Below are 22497 nucleotides of genomic sequence, written 5' to 3' on the forward strand. Positions count from 1 at the left end.
GTTCACACAGAACAGAAACAAGGGGACAGTGATGGTTGATGAAACCACAAATCAAGGCATACCCGAACCAGAAGGCGTGTCGGATGTCATCGACACCCAATACGAAATCGGCCAGGACAATATCGACGGGTCCATCGGTAAATTCGGGTTCGACATTCACAATCCGGTATTTGCCATATCGGCGGTCGCGATTGTCGCATTCGTGTTTTACACATTGGCACTGCCGGAACAGGCCGCGTCGGCATTCTCCTGGATGTTCGGCTTTACCACCAAGAATTTCGACTGGTTCCTGATCGGGGCCGCCGACCTGGTGGTGATCTTTGCGCTCTTGCTGATTGTGACGCCCTTCGGCTCCGTAAGGCTGGGCGGCGCGGAGGCGGCACCGGATTACACCTACATGGGGTGGTTCGCGATGCTGTTTGCCGCGGGCATGGGCATCGGGCTGATGTTCTACGGCGTTTCCGAACCGCTGACGCACTTCTCGACCTCCTTCGGAGATACGGCTGTTGCTGAAAACGGGCTGCGCACGGACTGGGCACCGCTGGGTGCTGCCACCGGGGATGAGCCGGGTTCTGTCCGTCTGGGCATGGCCGCCACGATCTATCACTGGGGGCTTCACCCCTGGGCGATCTATGCCACCGTGGCGCTGGCACTGGCGCTGTTCACCTATAACAAGGGCCTGCCGCTGACCATTCGTTCGGCTTTCTATCCCCTGCTGGGCGAGCGCATCTGGGGCTGGCCGGGGCATGTGATCGACATCATCGCGGTATTCGCAACCCTGTTCGGTCTGGCAACATCACTGGGATTTGGCGCGACACAGGCGAATGCCGGTCTGAACGAGCTGTTTGGCATTCCGATCAGCAAAACCACCGAAGTTGTGCTGATCACTGTGATCACCGGTGTTGCGCTGGTGTCGGTTGTCCGCGGCCTGGACGGCGGTGTCAAGATTCTGTCCGAGATCAACATGGGTCTTGCCGGTCTGCTGGCCTTGTTCACCCTGATCGTGGGGCCGACGGCTTTCCTGTTCGCCTTCTTCTGGGACAGCCTGGTCGCCTATGTCGAATATCTGCCGGCCCTGGCGAACCCCTTCGGGCGCGAAGACGTCAACTTTTCGCAAGGCTGGACAGCGTTCTACTGGGCCTGGTGGATCAGCTGGTCGCCTTTCGTGGGCATGTTCATCGCGCGCGTCAGCCGGGGCCGCACGGTGCGTGAATTCGTCATCTGCGTTCTGCTGATCCCTTCCATGGTCTGCGTGATCTGGATGTCGATCTTTGGCGGCACGGCGATCAACCAGGTGCTGGCGGATGCCTACACCGGCGCGCAGGACGCGGAACTGCCGTTGCAGCTGTTCAAGATGCTGGATCAGCTGCCGCTGGCCTCGATCACCTCCTTCATCGGCATCGTGCTGGTGATCGTGTTCTTCGTGACCTCGTCGGATTCGGGCAGTCTGGTGATCGACACGATCACAGCGGGCGGCAAGATCGACGCGCCAATGCCGCAGCGGGTGTTCTGGTGTCTGTTTGAAGGTGCGGTTGCCATTGCCCTGCTGCTGGGCGGCGGGCTGGCCGCGCTGCAATCCATGGTGATCTCGACCGGGCTGTTGTTCACCGTTGTGCTGCTGTTGATGTGCTACTGCATCTTCCGTGGCCTGCAAAGTGAGCGCAGCAAGGCGCGCTGACGCTCCGCCACAGCGACAAGACAGGGGCATCCCGCCGGGGTGCCCCTTTTCTTTTGGCTTGACCTTGCGCGCGGCTGAGGCGAACCCTTCGCCCATGACACAACTTGATACCGCCTGGGTGCGCGCGCAGTTTCCCGCCTTTGCCGAACCATCGTTGCAGGGGCAGGCCTTTTTCGAAAACGCAGGGGGTTCCTATACCTGCCAGCCGGTGATTGACCGGCTCACCCGCTATTATACCCAGCGCAAGGTGCAGCCCTATGCGCCCTATGCCGCCAGCCAGCTGGCCGGGGCAGAGATGGACGAGGCGCGCCAGCGGCTGGCCGCGATGCTTGGGGTTGAAACCGACGAGCTGAGCTTTGGCCCCTCGACCACGCAGAACACCTATGTCCTGGCCCAGGCCTTTGGCCAGATGCTGGAACCGGGCGAGGCGATCATCGTCACCAACCAGGATCACGAGGCGAACACCGGACCCTGGCGCAGGCTGGCGGACCGGGGGATCGAGCTGCGCGAATGGTGCATTGATCCCGAAACCGGCCGGTTGAACCCGGATGATCTGGAGAACCTGCTGGATGACAAGGTGCGGCTGGTCTGCTTTCCGCATTGCTCCAACGTGGTGGGGCAGGTCAATCCGGTGGTGGAGATCACAGCATTGGCCCATGCCGCCGGTGCCTTTGTCTGCGTCGATGGCGTGTCTTATGCGCCGCATGGCTTTGTCGATGTGGGCGCGCTGGGGCCGGACATCTATCTCTTCTCGGCCTACAAGACCTTTGGGCCGCATCAGGGGCTCATGGTGGTGCGCCGGGCCCTTGGTGCGCTGTTGCCGAACCAGGGGCATGTCTTCAACGGCGGCACGCTTTACAAACGCTTCACGCCTGCCGGACCGGACCATGCACAGATTGCCGCCTGTGCCGGGATGGCCGATTACATTGATGAGGCCTATCGCCACCACATCGGCGGCGATGCCCCTCCCGTGGCGCGGGCCGGGGCCATGCATGACCTGATGCGCGCCCATGAGACAGCGCTGTTGCAGCCCTTGCTGGACGCGGTGAAAAGCCGCAATTCGGTGCGCCTGATCGGACCCGCGACGGCCGAGAACCGCGCGCCGACCGTTGCCCTGGCCCTGAACCGCCCCGGTGAGGAGGTCGCCGCCGATCTGGCACAGCATGGCATCATGGCGGGCGGCGGCGATTTCTATGCGGGCCGCGCACTGGGCGCCATGGGGGTCGACCCGGCAAAGGGCGTCCTGCGGCTGAGCTTTACCCATTACACCTCTGCCGCGGAGATGGATCAGCTTTTGACGGCTCTGGACAAGGTTTTGTGAAACCATAGTCTTTTTGTGAAACCAAAGCCTTGCCTCATCCGTGTCTGACCTAACTCTCTGTGAAGGAGAGTGGCAAAGACAGGTGAGATGAGCGACAATAAACCGATCCTGATGTGGTTCCGCCGCGATCTGCGGCTGAGCGATCACGCGGCCCTGACGGCTGCCTGCGACAGCGGGCGGCCGGTGATCCCCGTCTTCATCCATGACGACCTGTCCGAAGGGCTGAAGGCCGCGCCAAAATGGCGGCTGGGTCTGGGCGTGGCGCATCTGGCCGAAAGGCTGGAGGAAAAGGCGAGCCGGTTGATCCTGCGCCGCGATCACGATGCCCAGGCGGCGCTGAACGCGCTAATCGAGGATACCGGGGCCGGGGCCGTCTATTGGTCACGGCTTTACGATCCCGACAGTGTTGCGCGGGACAGCAGGATCAAACAGAACCTCAGGGAGCGCGGCATCGAGGCGCGGTCATTCGGCGGGCATCTGATGTTCGAACCCTGGACGGTCGAAACCGGGCAGGGTGACTTCTACAAGGTCTTCACCCCGTTCTGGAACAATGTGAAGGGCCGGGATGTGGATGCGCCGCTGAGCACGCCCGCGCGCATCCCCGCGCCGGACCGCTGGCCCGGGGGTGACGCGCTGGCAGATTGGCGCATGGGGGCCGCAATGCAGCGCGGTGCCGATGTGCTGCGCCCCTTCGTGCGGCTGGGCGAGGATGCGGCGCAGGCCCGGTTGGGTGCCTTCATGGCCCGGATCGTGGAGGGTTACGACGACAGCCGCGACATTCCCGGTACGGATGGCACCTCGAACCTGTCGGAAAACCTATCGCTTGGGGAAATCAGCCCGCATCAATGCTGGCATGCAGGGCTGCGCGCGCGCGAGGAAGGCAAACGGGGGGCCGAAACCTTCATGAAGGAGCTGGTCTGGCGCGAGTTTGCCTATCACCTGATGCATCACACCCCGCGCATCCTGACCGACAACTGGCGCGCGGACTGGGATGCCTTTCCCTGGCAGGACGATGCGCGCGCCGCCGAAGTCTGGGCCTGGAAGAAGGGCCGCACCGGCATTCCCTTCGTCGATGCCGCGATGCGCGAGCTTTACGTGACCGGGCGGATGCACAATCGCGGCCGGATGATCGTGGCCAGCTATCTGACCAAACATCTGATGACCCATTGGCGCATCGGGATGGACTGGTTCGAGGACTGCCTGATCGACTGGGACCCGGCCAGCAATGCAATGGGCTGGCAGTGGTCGGCAGGCTCGGGCCCGGATGCCACCCCCTATTTCCGGGTCTTCAACCCCGAAACCCAGATCGACAAGTTCGACAGGGACCGCAGCTATGTCAGCCGCTGGATCGCCGAGGGGCGCGCAAATCCGCATGACGACGCGCTGAAGTTCTTTGACGCGATGCCGCGCCACTGGGGTCTGTCCCCAAACGATGACTACCCCGCGCCCATCGTCAGCGCCGCTGACGGACGGGCGCGTGCCTTGCAAGCCTATGAGTCCCGCGACTTTTAATAATTGTTAATCCCGCCACCCCGGCTAAAATCGGTCGGCGCATCAGATGGAGTGGGCATGATCCATACCAATACCGAAGGTCAGACCGGCCTGCCGCGATATTTTTCCCATGTCTTTGGCATGGCACAGCAGATGCAGAACGGTCGCTGCGATTTTCACCTGAGCGATGGCCGGGTGTTTCGCGCCGAAGGGGCCAATCCCGGCCCGGTGGCTGAACTGCACATCCACAGCGACGATCTGTTCGCGCGGCTGATCCGCGAGGGCGACCTGGGCTTTTGCGACGCCTATCTGGATGGCGACTGGTCCACGCCCGATCTGCAGGCCTTCATGGACCTTGTGCATGCCGGCAACGAGAACGTCTATGATGGCTTTCCGGGGCAGGGGCTGGTGCGGCTGTTTGAAAAATTCCGCTTCTGGCTGCAACGCAACCACAAGGGTCAGGCGCGCAAGAACATCAGCTATCACTACGATCTGGGCAATGAGTTCTATGCGCTTTGGCTGGATGACACGATGACCTATTCATCGGCCCTGTTCCAGGAGGGCGCACAGGCCTCGCTTGAGGCGGCGCAGACCGAGAAATACAAGAGCATGGTGGATCAGATGGGGGTCAAACCCGGCGACCATGTGCTGGAGATCGGCTGTGGCTGGGGTGGTTTTGCCGAATATGCCGCCAAGGAGCGGGGGTTGCGGGTCACCGGGTTGACCATCAGCGAGGAACAGTTCAAGTATGCCAGGGAACGCATTGAAAAGGCGGGGCTTTCCGATCTTGTGGACTTCAAGCTGCAGGATTACCGCGATGAGCGTGGCCATTACGACGGCATCGCCAGCATCGAGATGTTCGAAGCGGTGGGCGAGCAATACTGGCCGGTCTATTTCCAGACCCTGCGCGAGCGGCTGAAACCGGGCAAGGCCGCGACACTTCAGATCATCACCGTCGATCATCGCCGCTGGCCGGTTTACAAGCGCGGCGTGGATTTCATCCAGAAATACATCTTTCCGGGCGGCATGCTGCCCAGCCCCAAGATCCTGCGCGAGCAGGTGGAAAAGGCAGGGCTGATTGTCGACAAATCCGTGGAATTCGGCAAAAGCTACGACATCACCCTGCGGCGCTGGCACCTGGCCTTCAACGACAAATGGGATCAGATCAGGGCCATGGGCTTTGACGAGCGGTTTCGCCGGATGTGGAATTTTTACCTCACATCCTGCGCTGCGACATTTGACAGTGGCAATTGTGACGTGACGCAGATTACGATCAGGCGACCGGGTTGATCTGAAGGGACCAAAATGCCGACCGCCGCAAGACTTGTTGCTGCCGCTTCTCTGGCGGTCCTGGCCTATGTGATCTCGGGCATGGTGATGCCCCTGATGCCCGAAAGCACCGATTTCGGCTATTTCATTCCGGTGAACATCGTTCTGGGTCTGGCCTGCGGCTGGCTGGTGATGGGCCCGCGTGCGGGGCGCGGCACCACGGCGGCGATCAACAACGGGCTGACGGGTGTGTTTGTGCTGATGCTCTGGGGTGTCGGGGTGCAGGCCATCAACGAGATGGTGCGTCTGGCCATGCGCAACCGCTATGACGACGCTTTTGAAGCCATCGTGGCGGTGTTTCAGATCGGCGCGGAATATGTGGTGATCATCGCGACGGTCCAGATCGGCGTGACCTTGGTCATCGGCGCGGTCATCTGCGGTCTGTTGACGGAATATGCCAGCAGGCATTGGAAGTAACCACGTGAGAAACCTGTTCTTCTACGGAACCCTGCGCCACGAACCCCTGCTGGAGATCGTCCTGGATCGTCCGGCGGACAAGCTGGATCTGCAGCGGGCCTTCCTGCCCGGATATGCCGCCTTTGCGGTGACAGAGGGGCCGTTCCCCCTGATCAGCCCTTGCAGGGAAGGCGCCGCAGAGGGGCTGATCCTGCGGGGGCTGAGCGATGAGGACGTGGCACGGCTGGATTATTACGAGGGCAGTTTTGCCTATGATCTGGTCGAGATGGTGCTGGCCGACGGGGAGACGGCCGAAGTCTACCTGCCCGGGCCGGAGCGCTGGACGCCGTTTGGCCCGTGGTCGCTGACGGAATGGGAACGTGACTGGGCGGCGCTGAGCTGCGAAGCGGCGCGGGAGGTGATGGGATATTTCGGCAGCCGCAGCCGGGATCAGGTTGCCGCCATGTTCCCGATGATCCGCAAACGTGCCCAGTCGCGGCTGAATGCCGCCCGGTCACGCCACGGCGCGCGCACCAAATCCGGCAGGACCGTGATCGAGGACCGCAACCGCGCCTATGCGCATTTCTTTGCGCTGGATGACATGAAGGTCCGGTTCGAGCGTTTCGATGGCAGCATGTCCGGGGTGGAGGACCGCGCGGTGTTCATTGCCGCGGATGCCGCGATCCTGCTGCCCTATGATCCGCTGCGCGACCGGGTGCTGCTGGTCGAACAGATGCGCATGGGGCCGCTGGCGCGGGGCGACAGGACGGTCTGGCAGCTGGAGCCGATCGCGGGCCATATCGACCTTGGCGAAACCCCGCGTGCGGCGGCGATCCGCGAGGCGCAGGAGGAAGCGGGCCTGACCCTGAAGGCCATCGAACCGATTGCAGAGGTCTATGCAAGCCCCGGCAATTCCACCGAATTCTATTATATTTTCCTCGGGATCGCGGATCTGCCAGATGCGGCCGAAGGCGTCGGCGGCCTGCCCGAAGAGGGCGAGGACATCCGCGCGCATGTCCTGTCCTTTGACGATCTGATGGACCTGGTCGAGGGCTTTGGCGCGGCCAATGCGCCGCTTGGCCTTGCCGCCTTCTGGCTGGCGCGGCACAGGGACCGCTTGAGGTTGGCAGGCACGGCGGATACACCAGAGGCGACATAACCATTGGGGGCATTCATGCACGTTGCATCTGATCTGGCACAGGCCATCGGGAACACACCGCTTATCAAGCTGCGCAAGGCCAGTGAGCAAACCGGATGTGACATTTACGGCAAGGCCGAATTCATGAACCCCGGCCAGTCGGTCAAGGACCGGGCGGCGCTTTATATCATCCGCGATGCGATTCAGAACGGCACGCTGAAGCCCGGCGGCACCATTGTCGAGGGCACCGCCGGGAATACCGGCATCGGCCTCGCGCTGGTGGGGGCGTCGATGGGCTTCAAGACCGTCATCGTCATGCCCGAGACGCAGAGCCAGGAAAAGAAGGACATGCTGCGCCTTGCCGGGGCAGAGCTGGTGCTGGTGCCTGCCGCGCCCTACCGCAACCCCAACAACTTTGTGCGCTATTCCGAACGGCTGGCGAACGAGCTGGCGCGCAGCACCAACGAGGGCGTGATCTGGGCCAACCAGTTCGACAACGTGGCCAACCGTCAGGCGCATATCGAAACCACCGGGCCCGAGATCTGGGAACAGACCGGCGGCAAGGTCGATGGATTCTGCTGCGCGGTCGGCTCCGGCGGGACTTTGGCAGGGATCGGCATGGCGCTGCAGCCCAAGGGCGTGAAGGTTGCGCTGGCGGACCCGGACGGCGCCGCGCTGCACAGCTATTACACCACCGGTGAACTGCACGCCGAAGGCAGTTCCATCGCCGAAGGCATCGGGCAGGTGCGCATCACCAGGAACCTCGAAGGGTTCACCCCTGATTTCAGCTACAACATTCCCGATGCGGAAGCCCTGCCGGTGGTCTTTGACCTGCTCCAGCACGAGGGCCTGTGCCTGGGCGCATCATCCGGTGTGAACGTCGCCGGTGCCATCCGCCTCGCGCGGGATATGGGGCCGGGCCATACCATCGTGACGATCCTCTGCGACTTTGGCACGCGCTATCAGTCCAAGCTCTTCAACCCCGACTTCCTGCGTGAGAAGGGTCTGCCGACACCCGACTGGCTTGACCGCGCGCCGGCATCCATTCCGGGTGTGTTCGAGGAATTGTGATGGCCCGGTTTGCGCGGCTGTTCACGCGGCTGGCGATTGTCCTGTGTCTGATCGCCGGTGCGGCCTCCGCGCAGGACAGTACGTTAAGTGCGGCTGTTCCCAACTTTGACAGGTGGGAGCCACTGGCGCGGTCCGCCGAAAACGCAATCGAGCAGAAGCGCGGGACCGATGCAACGCTGGAGGCGATGCGCGGCAGGATCGCGGAGTATCGCGGTGAATTCGACAATGCGCGCAGCATCAATGCCGCCCGGATCAAGACCCTGCGCGAACAGATCGCGGCACTTGGGCCCGCCCCCGATGAGGCAACCGCGGAAGCCGAACCGCCGGACGTGGCCGCACAGCGCACGGCGCTGAACGATGAACTCAGCAGTCTTCTGGTGCCGGTCCAGCGGGCCGAGACGCAATATGTCCGCGCCAACAGCCTGGTCGGGCAGCTGGATGCGATTCTGCGCGAACGCCAGACACGGCAATTGCTGACCGTGACGCCCTCGCCGCTGAACCCGGCCTATTGGCGGCCGGCGCTTGTGGATCTGACCACGGCCCTGGAGGGGTTGCGCAACGAATCGCCAAAAGCGGCCAATGCCCGCACCTGGTCCTCCCTGCGGGAAAACCTGCCGGTGGTGGTCGTGCTGACGGTTCTGGGGTTGGTGCTGATCCTGCGGGGCCGGTACTGGGCCGACATGATCGTGCGGTCCTTGCAGAAATACGGGGCGCGCGGCTTTGGCATCTGGCGTTTCTTGGTCTCGCTGCTGCGCATCTTCCTGCCGGCCTCGGGGCTGATTGCCCTGGCGCTTGCGATCATCTCCTCTGACCTGCTGGGCCCCAAGGGCGAGAATATCGTGCTGGTCATCAGTTTTCTGGGCGGGATCATGCTGGCGGTGCGCTGGGTCTCTGAACGGGCCTTTTCGCGCGACGATGACGAGGCGCTGCTTTTGCTGTCGCAGGACAAGCGCAAGGAAGCCCGCTTTCATGTGAGCATGATCACGGTGATGATCGTCATCACCGAGCTGGTCGGGCAGATCCTGGACAACAGCAACAGCGCGGCGGTGAGCCGCTCGGTGCTGGTCTTTCCCTGGCTGGTGGTGTCCAGCCTCATGCTCTACCGCATCGGTGTCCTGCTGCGGGGATATGTGGAACCTTCCGCCGCAACGGATGATGCCCTGACAGAGGTCCGCATCAGTACATTCGGACGGGTGGTGCGGGGCCTGGGCACCGGCGCCGTGGTGATCGGGGGGCTGTCGCCCATCCTGCTGGCAGCGGGCTATTTCAAGGCCGTCGACGCGCTGATGCCGCCCTATATCATGACCTTGGTCCTGCTGGGGCTGGTGATGGTGCTGCAGCGATTCCTGGCAGAGCTTTATGGCGTGCTGACCGGGCAGGGAGAGGCCGCGCGCGACGCGCTGATGCCGGTGCTCTTCGGCATGATCCTGCTGCTGCTGGCGCTGCCGGTGCTGGCCCTTGTCTGGGGGGCAAGGGTGACCGAACTGACCGAACTCTGGCAGGCCTTCGGGCGCGGCTTTGCGGTGGGCGATACCCGTATCTCACCCACCGATTTCCTGAGCTTCGCGGTGATCTTTGTCATCGGCTATGCGTTGACGCGGCTGGTGCAATCGGCATTGCGCAGCAATGTCCTGCCGAAGACCAAGATCGACATCGGCGGGCAGAACGCCATTGTCTCGGGGCTGGGGTACTTCGGTATCTTCCTTGCCGCTCTGGCCGCGATCACCGGGGCGGGGATCGACCTCAGCTCGCTTGCCTTTGTCGCGGGGGCGCTGTCACTGGGCATCGGTTTCGGCCTGCAGAACATCGTGTCGAACTTTGTCTCCGGCATCATCCTGCTGATCGAACGCCCGATTTCCGAAGGCGACTGGATCGAGGTTGGCGGCCAGATGGGATATGTGCGCGACATTTCCGTGCGCTCCACCCGGATCGAGACCTTTGACAGAACCGATGTGATCGTCCCGAATGCCGACCTGGTGTCCGGCACCGTCACCAATTACACCCGCGGCAATACCGTGGGGCGGCTGATCGTGCCCGTCGGCGTGGCCTATGGCACCGACACCCGCAGGGTCGACAAGCTGCTGCGCGAAATCGCCGAGGCCCAGCCGATGGTGCTGGGCACGCCGCCGCCCAATGTCCTGTTCATGAACTTCGGCGCCGATGCGCTGGAGTTCGAGATCAGGTGCTTTCTGCGCGATGTCAACTGGATGATGGTGGTCAAGAACGAGATCAACCACCAGATTGCCGAACGCTTTGCCAGGGAGGGGATCGAGATTCCCTTTGCCCAGCGTGATCTCTGGCTGCGCAATCCCGAAGTCCTGTCGCCCCGCCGGGGCGCGGCAGACGAGGTGGCAGGCACCGAAACTGCCGAGAAGGACATCGACCTGCCGGAGGTGCCGGAGGAGGGCAGGATCGCCGAAGCGGACAGTCCGGATGACACCACCGCATGACGCAGCCCTTGTTTCTGGACGACCCGTATCTGCGCGATGCGCCCGCCGTGGTCAAAGCCCTCACCGAAGAGGGCGGGATCATTCTGGACCGGTCGGTGTTCTATCCCACCAGTGGCGGACAGCCCGGTGACAGCGGCTGGCTGAACTGGGACGGCCAGAGCATGCCGGTGGCCACCGCGATCAGGGGGCAGGGCGACGACATCATCCTGGTTCCCTCCGAAGCCATGGCCCTGCCGCCGCTGGGCGCCCATGTCACGCAAGTGCTGGACTGGGACCGCCGCCACCGACACATGCGCCTGCACACGGCGCTGCACCTGCTGACGGCGGTGATCCCCTATCCGGTGACGGGAGCGCAGATCTCGGTGACCCAGGGGCGCATCGACTTTGACATGCCGGACATGACCCAGGACCGCGAGGCGATCAACGCGGCGCTGAACGCCTTTGTCAGCGAGGATCTGGTGATCAGTGATGGCTGGATCACCGGGGCCGAACTGGAGGCCAACCCGCATCTGGTCAAGACCATGGCGGTGCAGCCACCGCGCGGCGCGGAGCGGATCCGTCTGGTGCGCATCGGCGCGCCCGGCGGCCCGATCGACCTGCAGCCCTGCGGCGGCACCCATGTGGCCCGCACCGGAGAGATCGGCGCGCTGCGGCTGGGCCGGATCGAAAAGCAGGGCCGCCAGAACCGCCGGATCCACCTGCATCTCGAAAGCTGAGGGAAGGCGGCGCAAAAGCGCCATTTTCCCTCTTGCACCTCATGTGCCCCCCACGTTAAACCGCCCCTCACGGAGAGGTGGCCGAGTGGTCGAAGGCGCACGCCTGGAAAGTGTGTAGGCGGGAGACCGTCTCCAGGGTTCGAATCCCTGTCTCTCCGCCATTTGCCCCCCACGTCCCATACAGGCGCATTCTGCTACATTCTGACGAATACGCTGCCCTTCGTTATTTCGGAGGCGTCTTGCTGATCCAACGCGGCCAAACAGCGCGCAATGCGGACGTTCATGTATGGCGCAGCAAATGGCGGTTTTGAGCCCGAAGTGACGCAAGGCGCAAGCCGGGCCAGCGCTTGCCCGGGGTGGGCGATACTGACCTTGGCTCATGCCACTTTATTTCTCAGCATTGATGAGCCCTATCATGGGAACACCCAGCCTCACCAAATCGCCTACCCGACCGGCGGGCAGGCGATGGCCCGGCGCCTTCGGCTTGTTCCGGGCCTGGGTGCTCATGTTTGATGGCAACTAAGTCCCGCATAGCGGCCACTCGCTCCTCCCGCGCATAAGGTCCGGTTTGCGTCGGAAGCCCCTGTCACGGGCCGCAGACCAGGTTCAGAGATGCCGCTGGTTCAAGTCGCTTTTGCTCGCGATGCGGCACCCATCCCCCCCAGCACGTCGCGAAACGCCTCGATGTCCTGCGGGCGGGACAGGGATGGCGCATGGCCGCAGTCCTGCAGCAGGGTGACCGCCGGTTTCGGGCCGCTCTGGCGCATCCGGTCGAGGATACCGGGGGTCATCAGGTCTGACCGTGCCCCGCCAAAGACATGGGTGGGGACGGTGATCCGTGCCCAGCGGTCCCAGGCGGTCATTTCCTGCGGGGAATCGGTGAACTGCCGCAGGATGGCGGGGTCATAATGCAGGGTCAGCCGCCCGTCCGACCGCCGCCGCAGGGAGGTGCGCGCCATCCGGTGCCAGAAGCTGTCATCCGCAGGGCCAAAGGGGGCATAGGCGCTGCGCAACCAGGTCTCGGCCTGCCTGTACCCGGCAAAATGCGGCGGTGCGCCGACATAGGACATGATCCGCTCCAGCGCGGTGTCTGGCACCTCGGGGCCGATATCGTTGATGATCAGCCTGCTGATCCGCCCCGCATCCTTGCCCGAGGCGAGGTAGATGCCGATCTGGCCGCCCATGGAGGTGCCGAGCCAATCGGCACTTTCCATCCCGTAGTGGTCCATCAGATCGCAGGTGATGCCCGCGAAATACTCGATCGAATATTCCGCCCCCGGCGCGGAGGCCCAGCTGGACCGGCCGCGGCCGATCATGTCGGGGCAAAGCACATGATAGTGGTCGGACATGGCGGCGGCGAGTTCGTCAAAGTCGCGGCCGGTGCGGGCCAGCCCGTGCATCATGATCAGCGCCGGGTTGCCGGGGTTCCCCCATTCGGTGACATGGACCTCGTGATCCATCACCGGGACAAAGCCGAAGCGGGGCGTGGTCATGCCCGCTGTCCCCGCGCCATCAGGGTGCCCGCAATCCCCCTGGGAAAGAAATAGACCAGCAGGATAAAGATGATCCCCAGCCAGAACAGCCAGCGGTCGGGGGCCAGAAGCTCTGGCAGCAGCGGGAAGGCGGCGGTCGCTTCCGATGCTGCCCCCATCAGGTCGCGCAGGTAATATTGCGCCATCACCATCAGTGACGCCCCGATCACCGCGCCCCACATGGTGCCCATGCCGCCGATCACCACCATCAGCAGGATGTCGATCATGATCGCAAAGGACAGGGCGGTGTCCGGGCCGGTGTATTTCAGCCAGACCGCATAGACGGACCCGGCCAGCGAGGCCACAACCGCCGACAGGCAGAAGACAAATGTACGGTAGGCGACCACGCGGTAGCCGATGGCCTCGGCCCGTGCCTCATTCTCGCGGATTGCCTTCAGCACTGTGCCCAGCGGCGAGACGGTGATGCGCAGCATCACCAGGAACAGCACCAGCGAGGTGACGAAGACAAAGTAATAGGCCGCAAGCTTGCCGTTCAGTTTCACCCCGAACCAGCGCAGCACCTTGCCGTCTTCGTCCACCGCCAGCTTGGTCGCGGTCTTGAACAACTCGGGCGTGCGGTAGGTGATGCCATCCTCGCCGCCGGTGATCTGGCTGAGCTGCGAGGCCAGCACCAGCACGACGGAAGCCGCGGCGAGGGTGATCATGGCAAAGAAGATCGCCTTGACCCGCAGGCTGATCAACCCGATGGCGGTCGCAACGATCAGTGACAGCGCGACACCCGCCAGCGTGCCCAGCGCCACCGACTCCCAGCCCGGTCCCATCTGTTTCAGCGCGATGGCTGATCCATAGGCGCCAAAGCCGAAGAACATCGTATGGGCAAAGCTGACGATCCCGGTATAGCCGATCAGCAGGTCATAGCTGGCCACCAGCACGATAAAGATGCAGATCCGCGCCGCGACTTCCAGCGCGCGGATGTCCTGGAACAGGAAGGGTGCGAAGAGCAGCAGGGCTGCGATCACCAGCATCGCGGATTTGACGGCGATGGTGCCATAGGTCGGTTTCATATCTTGTCCCTCACTTCACCGCCGGGCGCAGCCCGCTGGGCCGCCACATCAGGATCGCCATCATCAGGATCATGTTCGACGCCAGCGCCAGCTTGGGCGCGAGATAGCCGATGTAATTGGCTGTCAGCCCCACGATGATCGCGCCCAGCAAGGTGCCTTCGATGGAGCCGAGGCCGCCGATGATCACAACGATGAAGACGACGATCATCATCTCGCCCCCCAGTGCCGGGGTGATCAGTGTCTCGTATCCTGCCCACATCGCGCCGCCCAGGGCCGCCAGCGCGCTGCCCAGCATGAAGACACCGATGAACAGGCGGTTGATCTTGAACCCCAGCGCCTCGACCATTTCGCGGTTTTCCACGCCTGCGCGGATCAGCAGGCCGATGCGGGTGCGGTTCAGCAGCACCATCAGCCCGACAAAGACCGCCGCGCCAAGGCCCACGGCAAAGAGGCGGTAGATCTCCATGCTGACATCCCCGACGATCCAGGCACCCTCAAGGAACGCGGGCCGCGGCACGCTGACCGGGGTGCCGCCCCAGACCGCAAGGATGATCTGTTCGCTGACGATCAGCGCGCCCATGGTGATCAGGATCTGGCGCAGGTGGTCGCGGTAGACGGGGCGGATGATCACCGTCTCGAAGAACAGCCCGGCAGCAAGGCCAAAGGCGATGGCCGCCAGCAGCGCCAGCGCCAGCGCGGCGGAGGCGAGCACCCAGCCGCCATCAAGCCAGGTGGAGAGGGCCGCCAGCACCGTGGCCGCGACAAAGGCACCAAAGCTGATAAAGGCGGAATGCCCGAAGTTCAGCACGTCCATCAGGCCAAAGACCAGCGACAGGCCGGAGGCCATGAGAAACACCATCATGCCCATCGACAGCCCCGCCACGGTCAGCGTCACCCAGGACGAGGGCGCGCCGATCAGCACGAAGGCGACGGCAGCCAGCGCCAGCGGCAACAGGTTCACGCCGCCCAGCCGGCCCAGCGTCTCGGAAACTTTGTTCATCATGCGGAAAGCCCCAGTAGTTGACCCTGCAGGTCGGTGTCGGCGGCAAAATCTGCCATGCTGCCCCGGTGCACCACGCGGCCGTCGTCGACCACCGCCATGTCGCGCCCGAGGCTGCGGGCAAAGTTGAAATTCTGTTCGACCAGCAGGATCGTCGTATCCTGCGCAATCTCGCGAAAGGCCTCGCCCATGGCCGCAACGATGGAGGGGGCCAGCCCCTTGGTCGGCTCGTCGATCAGGATCAGGTCGCGCGGTTCGATGATCGCCCGCGCCACGGCCAGCATCTGTTTCTGCCCACCCGACAGGGACCAGGCCTGTTTGGTCCAGAATTTCTCCAGCGCGGGGAACAGCGTGTAGATGCGTTGCAGGCGGGTCTGGTCGAAACGCCCCTTCGCGGTGGCAAGCACCAGGTTCTCCTCGACGGTGAGGCCACCAAAGATACCCATGTTTTCGGGCACATAGGCGATACCAAGCCGCGCGATGTCGGCGGTGGCGAGGCGCGAGATGTCCTGCCCCTTGAACATGACGGAACCGGGCTGCGGCTGCCACAGCCCCATGATGGAACGCAGCGTGGTCGTCTTGCCCGCGCCATTGCGGCCCAGCAGGACAAAGACACCGCCCTGTGGCACGTCGAAGGTAACGTCGTGCAGCACATGATACTGCCCGATCTGGGTTTTCATGTTTTGCAGGGACAGCAGGGTCATGCGGTCTCCTCCGTTGCGGTGCCAAGATAGACGTCGCGCACGATCTGGCTTTGCATGACCTCACCGGGCGCGCCATCGGCCAGCAGCTCGCCGTTGTGCAGCACGATGATGCGGTCGGCCAGCGCGCGGACCACATCCATCTTGTGTTCCACCAGCAGCACGGTCTTGGTCGGGTCGGATTTGATTTTCGCGATCAGCTCCAGCACGGCGGGGGCCTGATCCAGCGACATGCCGGCGGTGGGTTCATCGAACATGTAGATATCGGGCTCCATCGCCATCAGCAGCGCAACCTCCAGCTTGCGCTGATCGCCATGGGGCAGGCTGGCGGCGGGCATTGCCGCGCGGTCGGTCAGCTGGGCAGCGGCCAGATAATGTTCGGCACTTTCGATCAGGTCATGGCGGGACAGGGCAGGGCGCAGCAGGCTCCAGCCCGCGCCGGCGCGGGCCTGAACCGCAAGGCGGATGTTTTCCAGCACGCTGAGCTGCGGAAAGAGGTTGGTCAGCTGGAAGGCGCGGCCGATGCCGCGCCCGGCGCGGGCGGAGGGGGAAAGGCGGGTGATATCCTCGCCCGATTTCTCGACGCTCCCGGCGCTGGCGGCCAGTTGGCCGGAGATCAGGTTGAAATAGGTCGTCTTGCCTGCGCCGTTCGGGCCCACGATCACGGTGGTCTCGCCCGGATGGAAATCGCAGGTGACGGCGTTGACCGCGACATGGCCGCCGAAACGGATCGTCAGGTCACGGGTGGACAGGGACGGGGAGGGCATTTGGGCAATCCTTGGGAAGCTCCGGCCCGCCGGAATGGCGGACCGGTTCAGCCTTGCGTTCTTGCGGGCTTACTGGCTGTTGTCGCGGCCGATGGGGATATCCATCTCGTCCGCTTCGATGATGCGGACCAGATCGGGGATCGCCCATGCCACATCGTCATCCACGCGGATCTTGAAGTGCACCATGGATTGCAGCGCCTGGTGGTCTTCGGGGCGGAAGGTCATCTCGCCCTTGGGCGTGTCCCAGGACATGCCTTCCATGGCCGTGATCAGGTCTTCGGTCTCGTAGCTTTCGGCGGTTTCCAGCGCCTTCACCACGGCCAGCGCTGCGGCCATGCCCCCGGCGGTGAAAAAGTCCGGCGGCCCGTCGAAACGCTCCTGATGGGTGTCCACCAGCCACTTGTTCACGTCGTTGTCATAGGCCTCGTAGTAGTAATAGACCGCGCCTTCCAGACCGGGGAACCGCTTGTAGGTCGGCAGCACCGGCAGGATGTGACCGCCCATGGAAATCTCGATGCCGTAACGGTCGGGGTCCAGGGCCTTGATCTTGCCCGGCGCGTCACCGCCCCCGGCGATATAGACGAGGATGACCTTGCGCCCTTCCTTGTCCTTCAGCGCATTGAACATGCGTTCCGTCGCGGCGGTGAAATCGGCGGTGCCCTGGGGCACGTATTCCTCTGTCACCACGGTTGCGCCCGAACCGTCAAGCGCTGCCTTGAACGCGGTGATCCCGTCGCGGCCAAAGGCATAATCCTCTGCCAATGTGGCGACATAGAGGTTTTCGTCGGGCTGGAGCGCCAGCGCCTGCGCCTGCATGTCCATCGACGAGTTGCGCGAGGTCTTGAACACGTAGCGGTTGCTGTCGGGCCCGGTGAGGCTGTCGGCCACGGCGGGTTCCACGATCAGGATCTTTTCGTATTCCTCGGCAATCGGCAACATCGCCTGTGTCACGCCCGAGGATGTGGCACCAACCGCTAGCAGCACCTCGTCATCGCCATAGGCTTCGGCCAGAACGGCGCGGGCCACGTCAGGCTTGAACTGGGTGTCCTTGATGATGACCTCGATCGGGCGGCCCTTGACCTCGTTGGTGCCCTTGGTGGCATATTCGAGACCCAGCTCGAACCCGGTCTGGGCCTGTTTGGAAAAGGCTTCAAAGCTGGAACCGGACAGGCCGTGGATCAGGGCGATCTTGATCGGATCTTCCTGCGCCCAGGCCGCACCCGCCAGGGTGATCGACGTGGCAATGGTGGCGGCGAACCGCGTAAATGTCTTCATGGTATCCTCCCATATCGGCGGCGGTCGCTGTTGTGCGATCCTGACCCGTCGTTTACGTATTTTACAGCATTCAGGATAACCGGAACCGGGGCAAGATCGTGGAAATACCTATTGACGACAGCTATGAGCAGGGCCGCTTTGCCGATCTTGCCTTTTGCTATGCGCCGGTGGGTCTGGTGGTGACGGAGGACCGGGTGATCCGCCAGTGCAACATCGCCTTTGGCGAGATGTTCGGCTATGCCCCCGAAGAGCTCGAAAACCAGGTTTTTGCCATTCTCTATCCGACGGATGCGGAATTCGTGAACATCCGCGACCGGGGTGTCAAACAGCTGCGCGAGACCAACCGCTACTGGGATGAACGGATCATGGCGCGCAAGGACGGGACCTTGTTCTGGTGCCGGGTCCGGGGCCATTCCTTTACCCCCGACGACCCGCTGGCCCGCGCCGTCTGGAGCTTTGCGGACCTCAGCGCGGAGCGCCCCTATTTCCCGCTCACCCGCCGCGAGCGCGAGATCCTGAGCTATCTCTCCGAGGGGCTGACCAGCAAGGAAATCGCCCTCAACCTCGAAATCTCGCACCGCACGGTTGAGGTCTACCGGGCCAAGCTCTTGCGCAAGTTCGGGGTCAACAACACCAGCGGGCTGTTCCATTCCATGGGCGGCATCGACGGGGACCATGTGGTGTCCACATCTGATCAATAGCGGGGTCCGGTGCCCTCAGGCCGGGGTTTTCCGCGGCGGGTAGGTCAGACGTCAGACGAAATTGGCCTATCCGTGATCAACTGACCCAAAATGGAAAACCGGACCTTCGTACCGAGCGCAGCAAACGTCAATTCCGAGCCCTTTCCGCTTTACCAAGCGCGGAATCAAGGCCGCAGGCCGCCGCGCATCGCCGGGCCGTCCCCTGGCACGGCGATTTGGCTGCTGTCGTGTGCTACGGATAACTTGGAAGTGCTTGGCTGCCATTAAGTGCCAGTCACGACGGTCGGATCGCCGCACCACGGCCCATCGATGCGCTGCTTGGGGTTTTGTTGCGAACGGCAAATCCGTCCCGCTCAGCGGCCATTGCACAAAGCCGTTTCGAAGGGCCGCTTTAGGTCAGAAATGCGTGACGTTTGGGAAAATATTGCGTGACGCGGCCCCTTGATAGGATTCAGCAAATTCAGCGGCATCAAGTCAAAGGGTCGCGACATTCGACAGGAAAGGTCACCGTAACCAGCACACCGGAGTCGGAGCCGGGGCGGGGCGAGCGGATATCAAAGCCGCATCCTGACTGGCTGCACAGCTCCTGAACGATGGTCAGGCCCAGCCCGAACCCTTCGGTTGTGGGCGCGCGGCGGCCAAAGCGGCGCTTGATCATCTCGACTTCCGCCGCGCTGAGCCTGTCACACTCATTGGCAATCGCGATCTGCCCCGGCGTGGCAGCATTGACCGTGACGGGGCCGGACCCGTGTTTCAGCGCATTGTCGAACAGGTTGTTCAGGATGATCCCCAGGGCATCGGGGTCAAGGCGGCAGGGCCAGGGGGCGGTGGTTGGCTGCAGGATCAGCTTGTCCGACTCTGCCACGCTTCCGCGCAATTCGCGCAGCAGCATGTCGATGACCGGCGCGATGTCTGTCACCGGGGCATTCCGGCCCAGACCCGATTGCGCCCGCGACATTTGCAGCAGCCGTTCGATCAACCGGACCAGACGTTTCAGGCCGGTCTCGATCTCGCCCGCCCGCGCGGACAGTGCCGGGTCCCGGGCCATGGCCTTCAGGCGCTGCGCCTGGGCCATCGCGATGGCGACCGGGGTGCGCAGCTCATGGGCCGCATTTGTGGCAAAGGCCCGTTCCGCCTCCAGCGCGGTGTCAAGGCGCGCCATCAGCCGGTCCAGCGTGTTGATGGCCGGTTCAATCTCCGCAAAGGCATGTTTGCGGCTGATCGGCGACAGGTCGTGTTCGCTCTTGCGGGCGATATCCGCGCTCAGCGCCGTCACCATCCCGGCCGAGCGGCGCACCGAGAGATAGGCCGCGGCATAGGACAGGCCGCCCAGCAGGAAAAAACCCAGTACCACCGCCGACATGACATCGAAAAGCGCCTCGTTGCGTTCGACCAGCGGCTCCGCCACGACGATGCGCAGCCCCGGCACCACGTCGGATGCCAGCAGGATCACCCGGAAGCCGTTCAGGCTGGTGATCCGCTTCGGTGGCAGCTCGGCCGTGGAAAAGGCAAGGGGTTCGGCCAGCGCGGACCTGTCCGTCACCGCACCATCGGCATCCAGAAACCAGAAGCGCACCCTTTCTTCCGGGGCAAGGCCGGTTTCCTCAAAGCTGGCATTGGCCTGCGTCCCCGACAGCTCCCTGATCTGCAACAACAGCTGTGCCTTGTTTGACAGCGACAGGTCCAGCAGCTCGTCGTATTCCTCTTTCACCAGGCTGTAGACGATGACGCAGCCAATCAGAACCGCAACGATGCCGGGCAGCGCAAGTGCCGTCAGAAGGCTGCGCAGCAGGCTGTGACGCGGCGGGATCAGGGGCATAGCGCATAGCCCAGGCCGCGATGGGTCACGATGACGTCTTTGCCCAGCTTGGCGCGCAACCGGCTGATATGCGCCTCCAGCGCGTTGCTCTCGACCTCTTCGCCAAAGGCATAGAGCGCGGCCTCGAGGCTTTCGCGCGGAACCACGGCAGCCCTGCGCCGCACGAGGGTTTCAAGGATCTGCCATTCCCGCGTGGTCAGCCGCAGGGGCACATCGGCACGCCTGACGCTGTGCTCGGCCAGGTTGATCGACAGATCACCAAGGACGACGACCTGTGCAAGGGTCTCCTCACCCCGGCGGCAGATGGTATGGATGCGCGCCTTGACCTCATCCAGGTCAAAGGGCTTGATCACATAATCATCGGCGCCAAGGTTCAGCCCCTTGATCCGGTCGGAAACCTTGTCGCGCGCAGACAGGATCAGCACCGGGGTGTGAACCCGCCGGTCGCGCAGGGATTTCAGAAAGCTCAGCCCGTCGCCATCCGGCAGTTGCAGGTCAAGCAGGATGACGTCAAAGGGGCTGGCACGTTCCGCGCTTTCCGCATCGACGATCGTGTCGAACCATTCCACCAGATGCCGGTCGGCGGCCAGGTGTTCCACCAGGGGGCCAGCCAGCGCCGCCTCGTCTTCAATCAGCAGAATGCGCATGTTCCGGCGACACCTTGCAATGCTTCTTATGGGCCCGGTACGAGAATGGCAGCGACAGCAGATAGACGCAATCTGCCAGGATCAGGGTGGGCCAGGGATAGACCAGCAGGCAGACCACCAGCACCACCGCCGCCACCATCACGAAGGGCAGATGGCTGCGGCGGATCGAAGCATGTTTGATGGAAAACGTCGGGATCGTGCTGATCGCCAGCAGGCCGATACAGATGATATAGCCCGACCGCAGCACCGGCAGATCGGTGTTCTGCCAGCCGTAAAGCTCCATGAAAACGGGCATCAGCGCCAGACAGGCCAGCGCCGGGGCCGGTATGCCGACGAAATAGCTCTCCGTTTTCAGCGTGACCCCGCTGGCACGCATGGACAGGTTGAACCGCGCCAGCCGAAGGGCGCAGCAGACCGCCAGCACCAGGATCGACAGCCAGCCAAGGCTGGCCAGCGGCGTGCCCAGATAGAGGGTGTGATAGATCAGCACCCCCGGCACGATGCCGAAGTTGAAAAAGTCCGCCAGCGTGTCCAGTTCCGCGCCAAAGGGGCTGGCACTGTCGAGAAAGCGCGCCAGCTTGCCATCCGCCGCATCCAGAAACACCGCCAACAGGACAAAAGCCAGACCGGTTTCAAGCCGCCCTTCAAGCGTCATGCGAATGGCGGTCATGCCCGAGCAGATCGCAAAGACGGTGACGATGCTGGGCACCACATGGCGCAGCTTGATCCGGTTGCGCTGCGTCACTCGGCGATGCCGATACGCGCAGCGGCATCGCCCTTGAGATCAGCGAGGATGGTTTCACCCGCAACGGCGGTCTGGCCCACGGCAACCAGCGGCTGCACGCCCCGCGGCAGATAGACATCCAGCCGGCTGCCAAAGCGGATCAGGCCAAAGCGGTGCCCGGTGCCAAGCCCGTCACCCTCCTTGACGAAACAGACGATCCGCCGCGCAACAAGGCCCGCAATCTGCACAACGCCGATCAGCGCGCCATCGGGCGTTTCGATGGTCAGGGAATTGCGTTCGTTGTCTTCGCTTGCCTTGTCCAGCGAGGCGTTCAGGAACTTGCCATGACGGTAGACGATATTGGTCACCTTACCGGCCACGGGCGCGCGGTTCACATGGCAGTTGAATACATTCATGAAGACCGACACCCGCGTCAGCGGTTCGGACCCCAGCGCCAGATCGGCACTGGGCACCACATCCTCGATCAGGGACACAACGCCATCGGCTGGCGATATCACCAGGCCCTCCTGCTGCGGGATCACCCGCACCGGATCACGGAAAAAGTAATAACACCAGACAGTTGCCCCGACCCCTAGCCAGAACAACGGCTGCCAGACCAGCCCCAGCACCACTGTGATCGCGGCAAATACCGCCACGAATTTCCGGCCTTCACGGTGCATCGGCACGGCCACGATCTTGAGCATGTTCATCGGCTC

At 63.3% G+C, this 22497-nt stretch carries 20 protein-coding genes and 1 tRNA gene; 11 read left to right on the forward strand and 10 right to left on the reverse strand.

Annotation, left to right across the window (positions count from 1 at the left end; genetic code table 11):
* Positions 1 to 31: 31 nt before the first annotated feature.
* From ACWNZ3_RS09485 to ACWNZ3_RS09530, 10 genes are all read left to right on the forward strand, one after another.
* A complete protein-coding gene (locus tag ACWNZ3_RS09485) occupies positions 32 to 1678 on the forward strand; it encodes a BCCT family transporter (protein WP_496899803.1) in 1647 nt (548 codons plus the stop codon).
* Between the two features lie 94 nt (positions 1679 to 1772).
* A complete protein-coding gene (locus ACWNZ3_RS09490; RefSeq protein WP_496899804.1) occupies positions 1773 to 2999 on the forward strand; it encodes an aminotransferase class V-fold PLP-dependent enzyme in 1227 nt (408 codons plus the stop codon).
* An 87-nt stretch (positions 3000 to 3086) separates the two neighbouring features.
* On the forward strand, positions 3087 to 4511 hold the full coding sequence (locus ACWNZ3_RS09495; protein ID WP_496899805.1) for a cryptochrome/photolyase family protein: 1425 nt from the start codon (positions 3087 to 3089) through the stop codon (positions 4509 to 4511).
* Positions 4512 to 4568: 57 nt separating this feature from the next.
* Positions 4569 to 5780 (forward strand): class I SAM-dependent methyltransferase, encoded by a 1212-nt coding sequence (locus ACWNZ3_RS09500; protein ID WP_496899806.1) that lies wholly within the window; start codon positions 4569 to 4571, stop codon positions 5778 to 5780.
* Positions 5781 to 5795: 15 nt separating this feature from the next.
* A complete protein-coding gene (locus tag ACWNZ3_RS09505; protein ID WP_114277088.1) occupies positions 5796 to 6236 on the forward strand; it encodes a TrgA family protein in 441 nt (146 codons plus the stop codon).
* Between the two features lie 4 nt (positions 6237 to 6240).
* Positions 6241 to 7374, forward strand: coding sequence for an NUDIX domain-containing protein (locus ACWNZ3_RS09510; RefSeq protein ID WP_274576579.1), 1134 nt, complete (start codon positions 6241 to 6243; stop codon positions 7372 to 7374).
* Positions 7375 to 7389: 15 nt separating this feature from the next.
* The gene (locus ACWNZ3_RS09515) at positions 7390 to 8424 is read left to right on the forward strand and encodes a cysteine synthase A (protein WP_274576580.1); all 1035 of its coding nucleotides are present in this window, start codon (positions 7390 to 7392) and stop codon (positions 8422 to 8424) included.
* On the forward strand, positions 8424 to 10874 hold the full coding sequence (locus ACWNZ3_RS09520; protein WP_496899807.1) for a DUF3772 domain-containing protein: 2451 nt from the start codon (positions 8424 to 8426) through the stop codon (positions 10872 to 10874). Before ACWNZ3_RS09515 ends, ACWNZ3_RS09520 begins: the two co-directional genes overlap by 1 nt.
* Positions 10871 to 11590, forward strand: a complete 720-nt coding sequence (locus tag ACWNZ3_RS09525) for an alanyl-tRNA editing protein (protein WP_496899808.1) — start codon at positions 10871 to 10873, stop codon at positions 11588 to 11590. Before ACWNZ3_RS09520 ends, ACWNZ3_RS09525 begins: the two co-directional genes overlap by 4 nt.
* Before the next feature lie 71 nt (positions 11591 to 11661).
* A tRNA-Ser gene (locus tag ACWNZ3_RS09530) sits at positions 11662 to 11751 on the forward strand.
* A 462-nt stretch (positions 11752 to 12213) separates the two neighbouring features.
* On the opposite strand, the gene ACWNZ3_RS09535 is transcribed toward ACWNZ3_RS09530, so the two are convergent.
* The 6 genes from ACWNZ3_RS09535 to ACWNZ3_RS09560 form a co-directional block, all read right to left on the reverse strand.
* A complete protein-coding gene (locus tag ACWNZ3_RS09535) occupies positions 12214 to 13083 on the reverse strand; it encodes an alpha/beta fold hydrolase (protein ID WP_496899809.1) in 870 nt (289 codons plus the stop codon).
* Positions 13080 to 14147 (reverse strand): branched-chain amino acid ABC transporter permease, encoded by a 1068-nt coding sequence (locus tag ACWNZ3_RS09540; protein WP_496899810.1) that lies wholly within the window; start codon positions 14145 to 14147, stop codon positions 13080 to 13082. Before ACWNZ3_RS09540 ends, ACWNZ3_RS09535 begins: the two co-directional genes overlap by 4 nt.
* Before the next feature lie 10 nt (positions 14148 to 14157).
* Positions 14158 to 15147, reverse strand: coding sequence for a branched-chain amino acid ABC transporter permease (locus ACWNZ3_RS09545; RefSeq protein WP_496901896.1), 990 nt, complete (start codon positions 15145 to 15147; stop codon positions 14158 to 14160).
* Positions 15147 to 15851 carry an ABC transporter ATP-binding protein gene (locus tag ACWNZ3_RS09550; RefSeq protein WP_274576587.1) on the reverse strand — a complete coding sequence of 235 codons (705 nt, stop codon included), beginning with the start codon at positions 15849 to 15851 and terminating at the stop codon, positions 15147 to 15149. Before ACWNZ3_RS09550 ends, ACWNZ3_RS09545 begins: the two co-directional genes overlap by 1 nt.
* Positions 15848 to 16615 carry an ABC transporter ATP-binding protein gene (locus ACWNZ3_RS09555; RefSeq protein WP_496899811.1) on the reverse strand — a complete coding sequence of 256 codons (768 nt, stop codon included), beginning with the start codon at positions 16613 to 16615 and terminating at the stop codon, positions 15848 to 15850. Before ACWNZ3_RS09555 ends, ACWNZ3_RS09550 begins: the two co-directional genes overlap by 4 nt.
* A gap of 69 nt (positions 16616 to 16684) precedes the next feature.
* On the reverse strand, positions 16685 to 17890 hold the full coding sequence (locus ACWNZ3_RS09560) for a substrate-binding domain-containing protein (protein ID WP_269366233.1): 1206 nt from the start codon (positions 17888 to 17890) through the stop codon (positions 16685 to 16687).
* A gap of 98 nt (positions 17891 to 17988) precedes the next feature.
* Between ACWNZ3_RS09560 and ACWNZ3_RS09565 the strand changes: the two genes are divergently transcribed.
* A complete protein-coding gene (locus ACWNZ3_RS09565; protein ID WP_496899812.1) occupies positions 17989 to 18591 on the forward strand; it encodes a helix-turn-helix domain-containing protein in 603 nt (200 codons plus the stop codon).
* Between the two features lie 469 nt (positions 18592 to 19060).
* On the opposite strand, the gene ACWNZ3_RS09570 is transcribed toward ACWNZ3_RS09565, so the two are convergent.
* From ACWNZ3_RS09570 to ACWNZ3_RS09585, 4 genes are read right to left on the reverse strand one after another with little or no spacing between them, the layout of a single operon-like run.
* On the reverse strand, positions 19061 to 20410 hold the full coding sequence (locus ACWNZ3_RS09570) for a sensor histidine kinase (RefSeq protein WP_496899813.1): 1350 nt from the start codon (positions 20408 to 20410) through the stop codon (positions 19061 to 19063).
* Complete coding sequence (locus ACWNZ3_RS09575; protein ID WP_269366228.1) at positions 20401 to 21057, reverse strand: response regulator transcription factor; 657 nt, start codon at positions 21055 to 21057, stop codon at positions 20401 to 20403. Before ACWNZ3_RS09575 ends, ACWNZ3_RS09570 begins: the two co-directional genes overlap by 10 nt.
* On the reverse strand, positions 21038 to 21802 hold the full coding sequence (locus tag ACWNZ3_RS09580; protein WP_496899814.1) for a CDP-alcohol phosphatidyltransferase family protein: 765 nt from the start codon (positions 21800 to 21802) through the stop codon (positions 21038 to 21040). The genes ACWNZ3_RS09575 and ACWNZ3_RS09580 overlap by 20 nt, the downstream gene beginning before the upstream one ends.
* Positions 21799 to 22491, reverse strand: coding sequence for a phosphatidylserine decarboxylase (locus ACWNZ3_RS09585; protein ID WP_274576595.1), 693 nt, complete (start codon positions 22489 to 22491; stop codon positions 21799 to 21801). The genes ACWNZ3_RS09580 and ACWNZ3_RS09585 overlap by 4 nt, the downstream gene beginning before the upstream one ends.
* Between the last annotated feature and the right edge of the window lie 6 nt (positions 22492 to 22497).

This window comes from Sulfitobacter sp. IGS-18 (assembly GCF_059628195.1).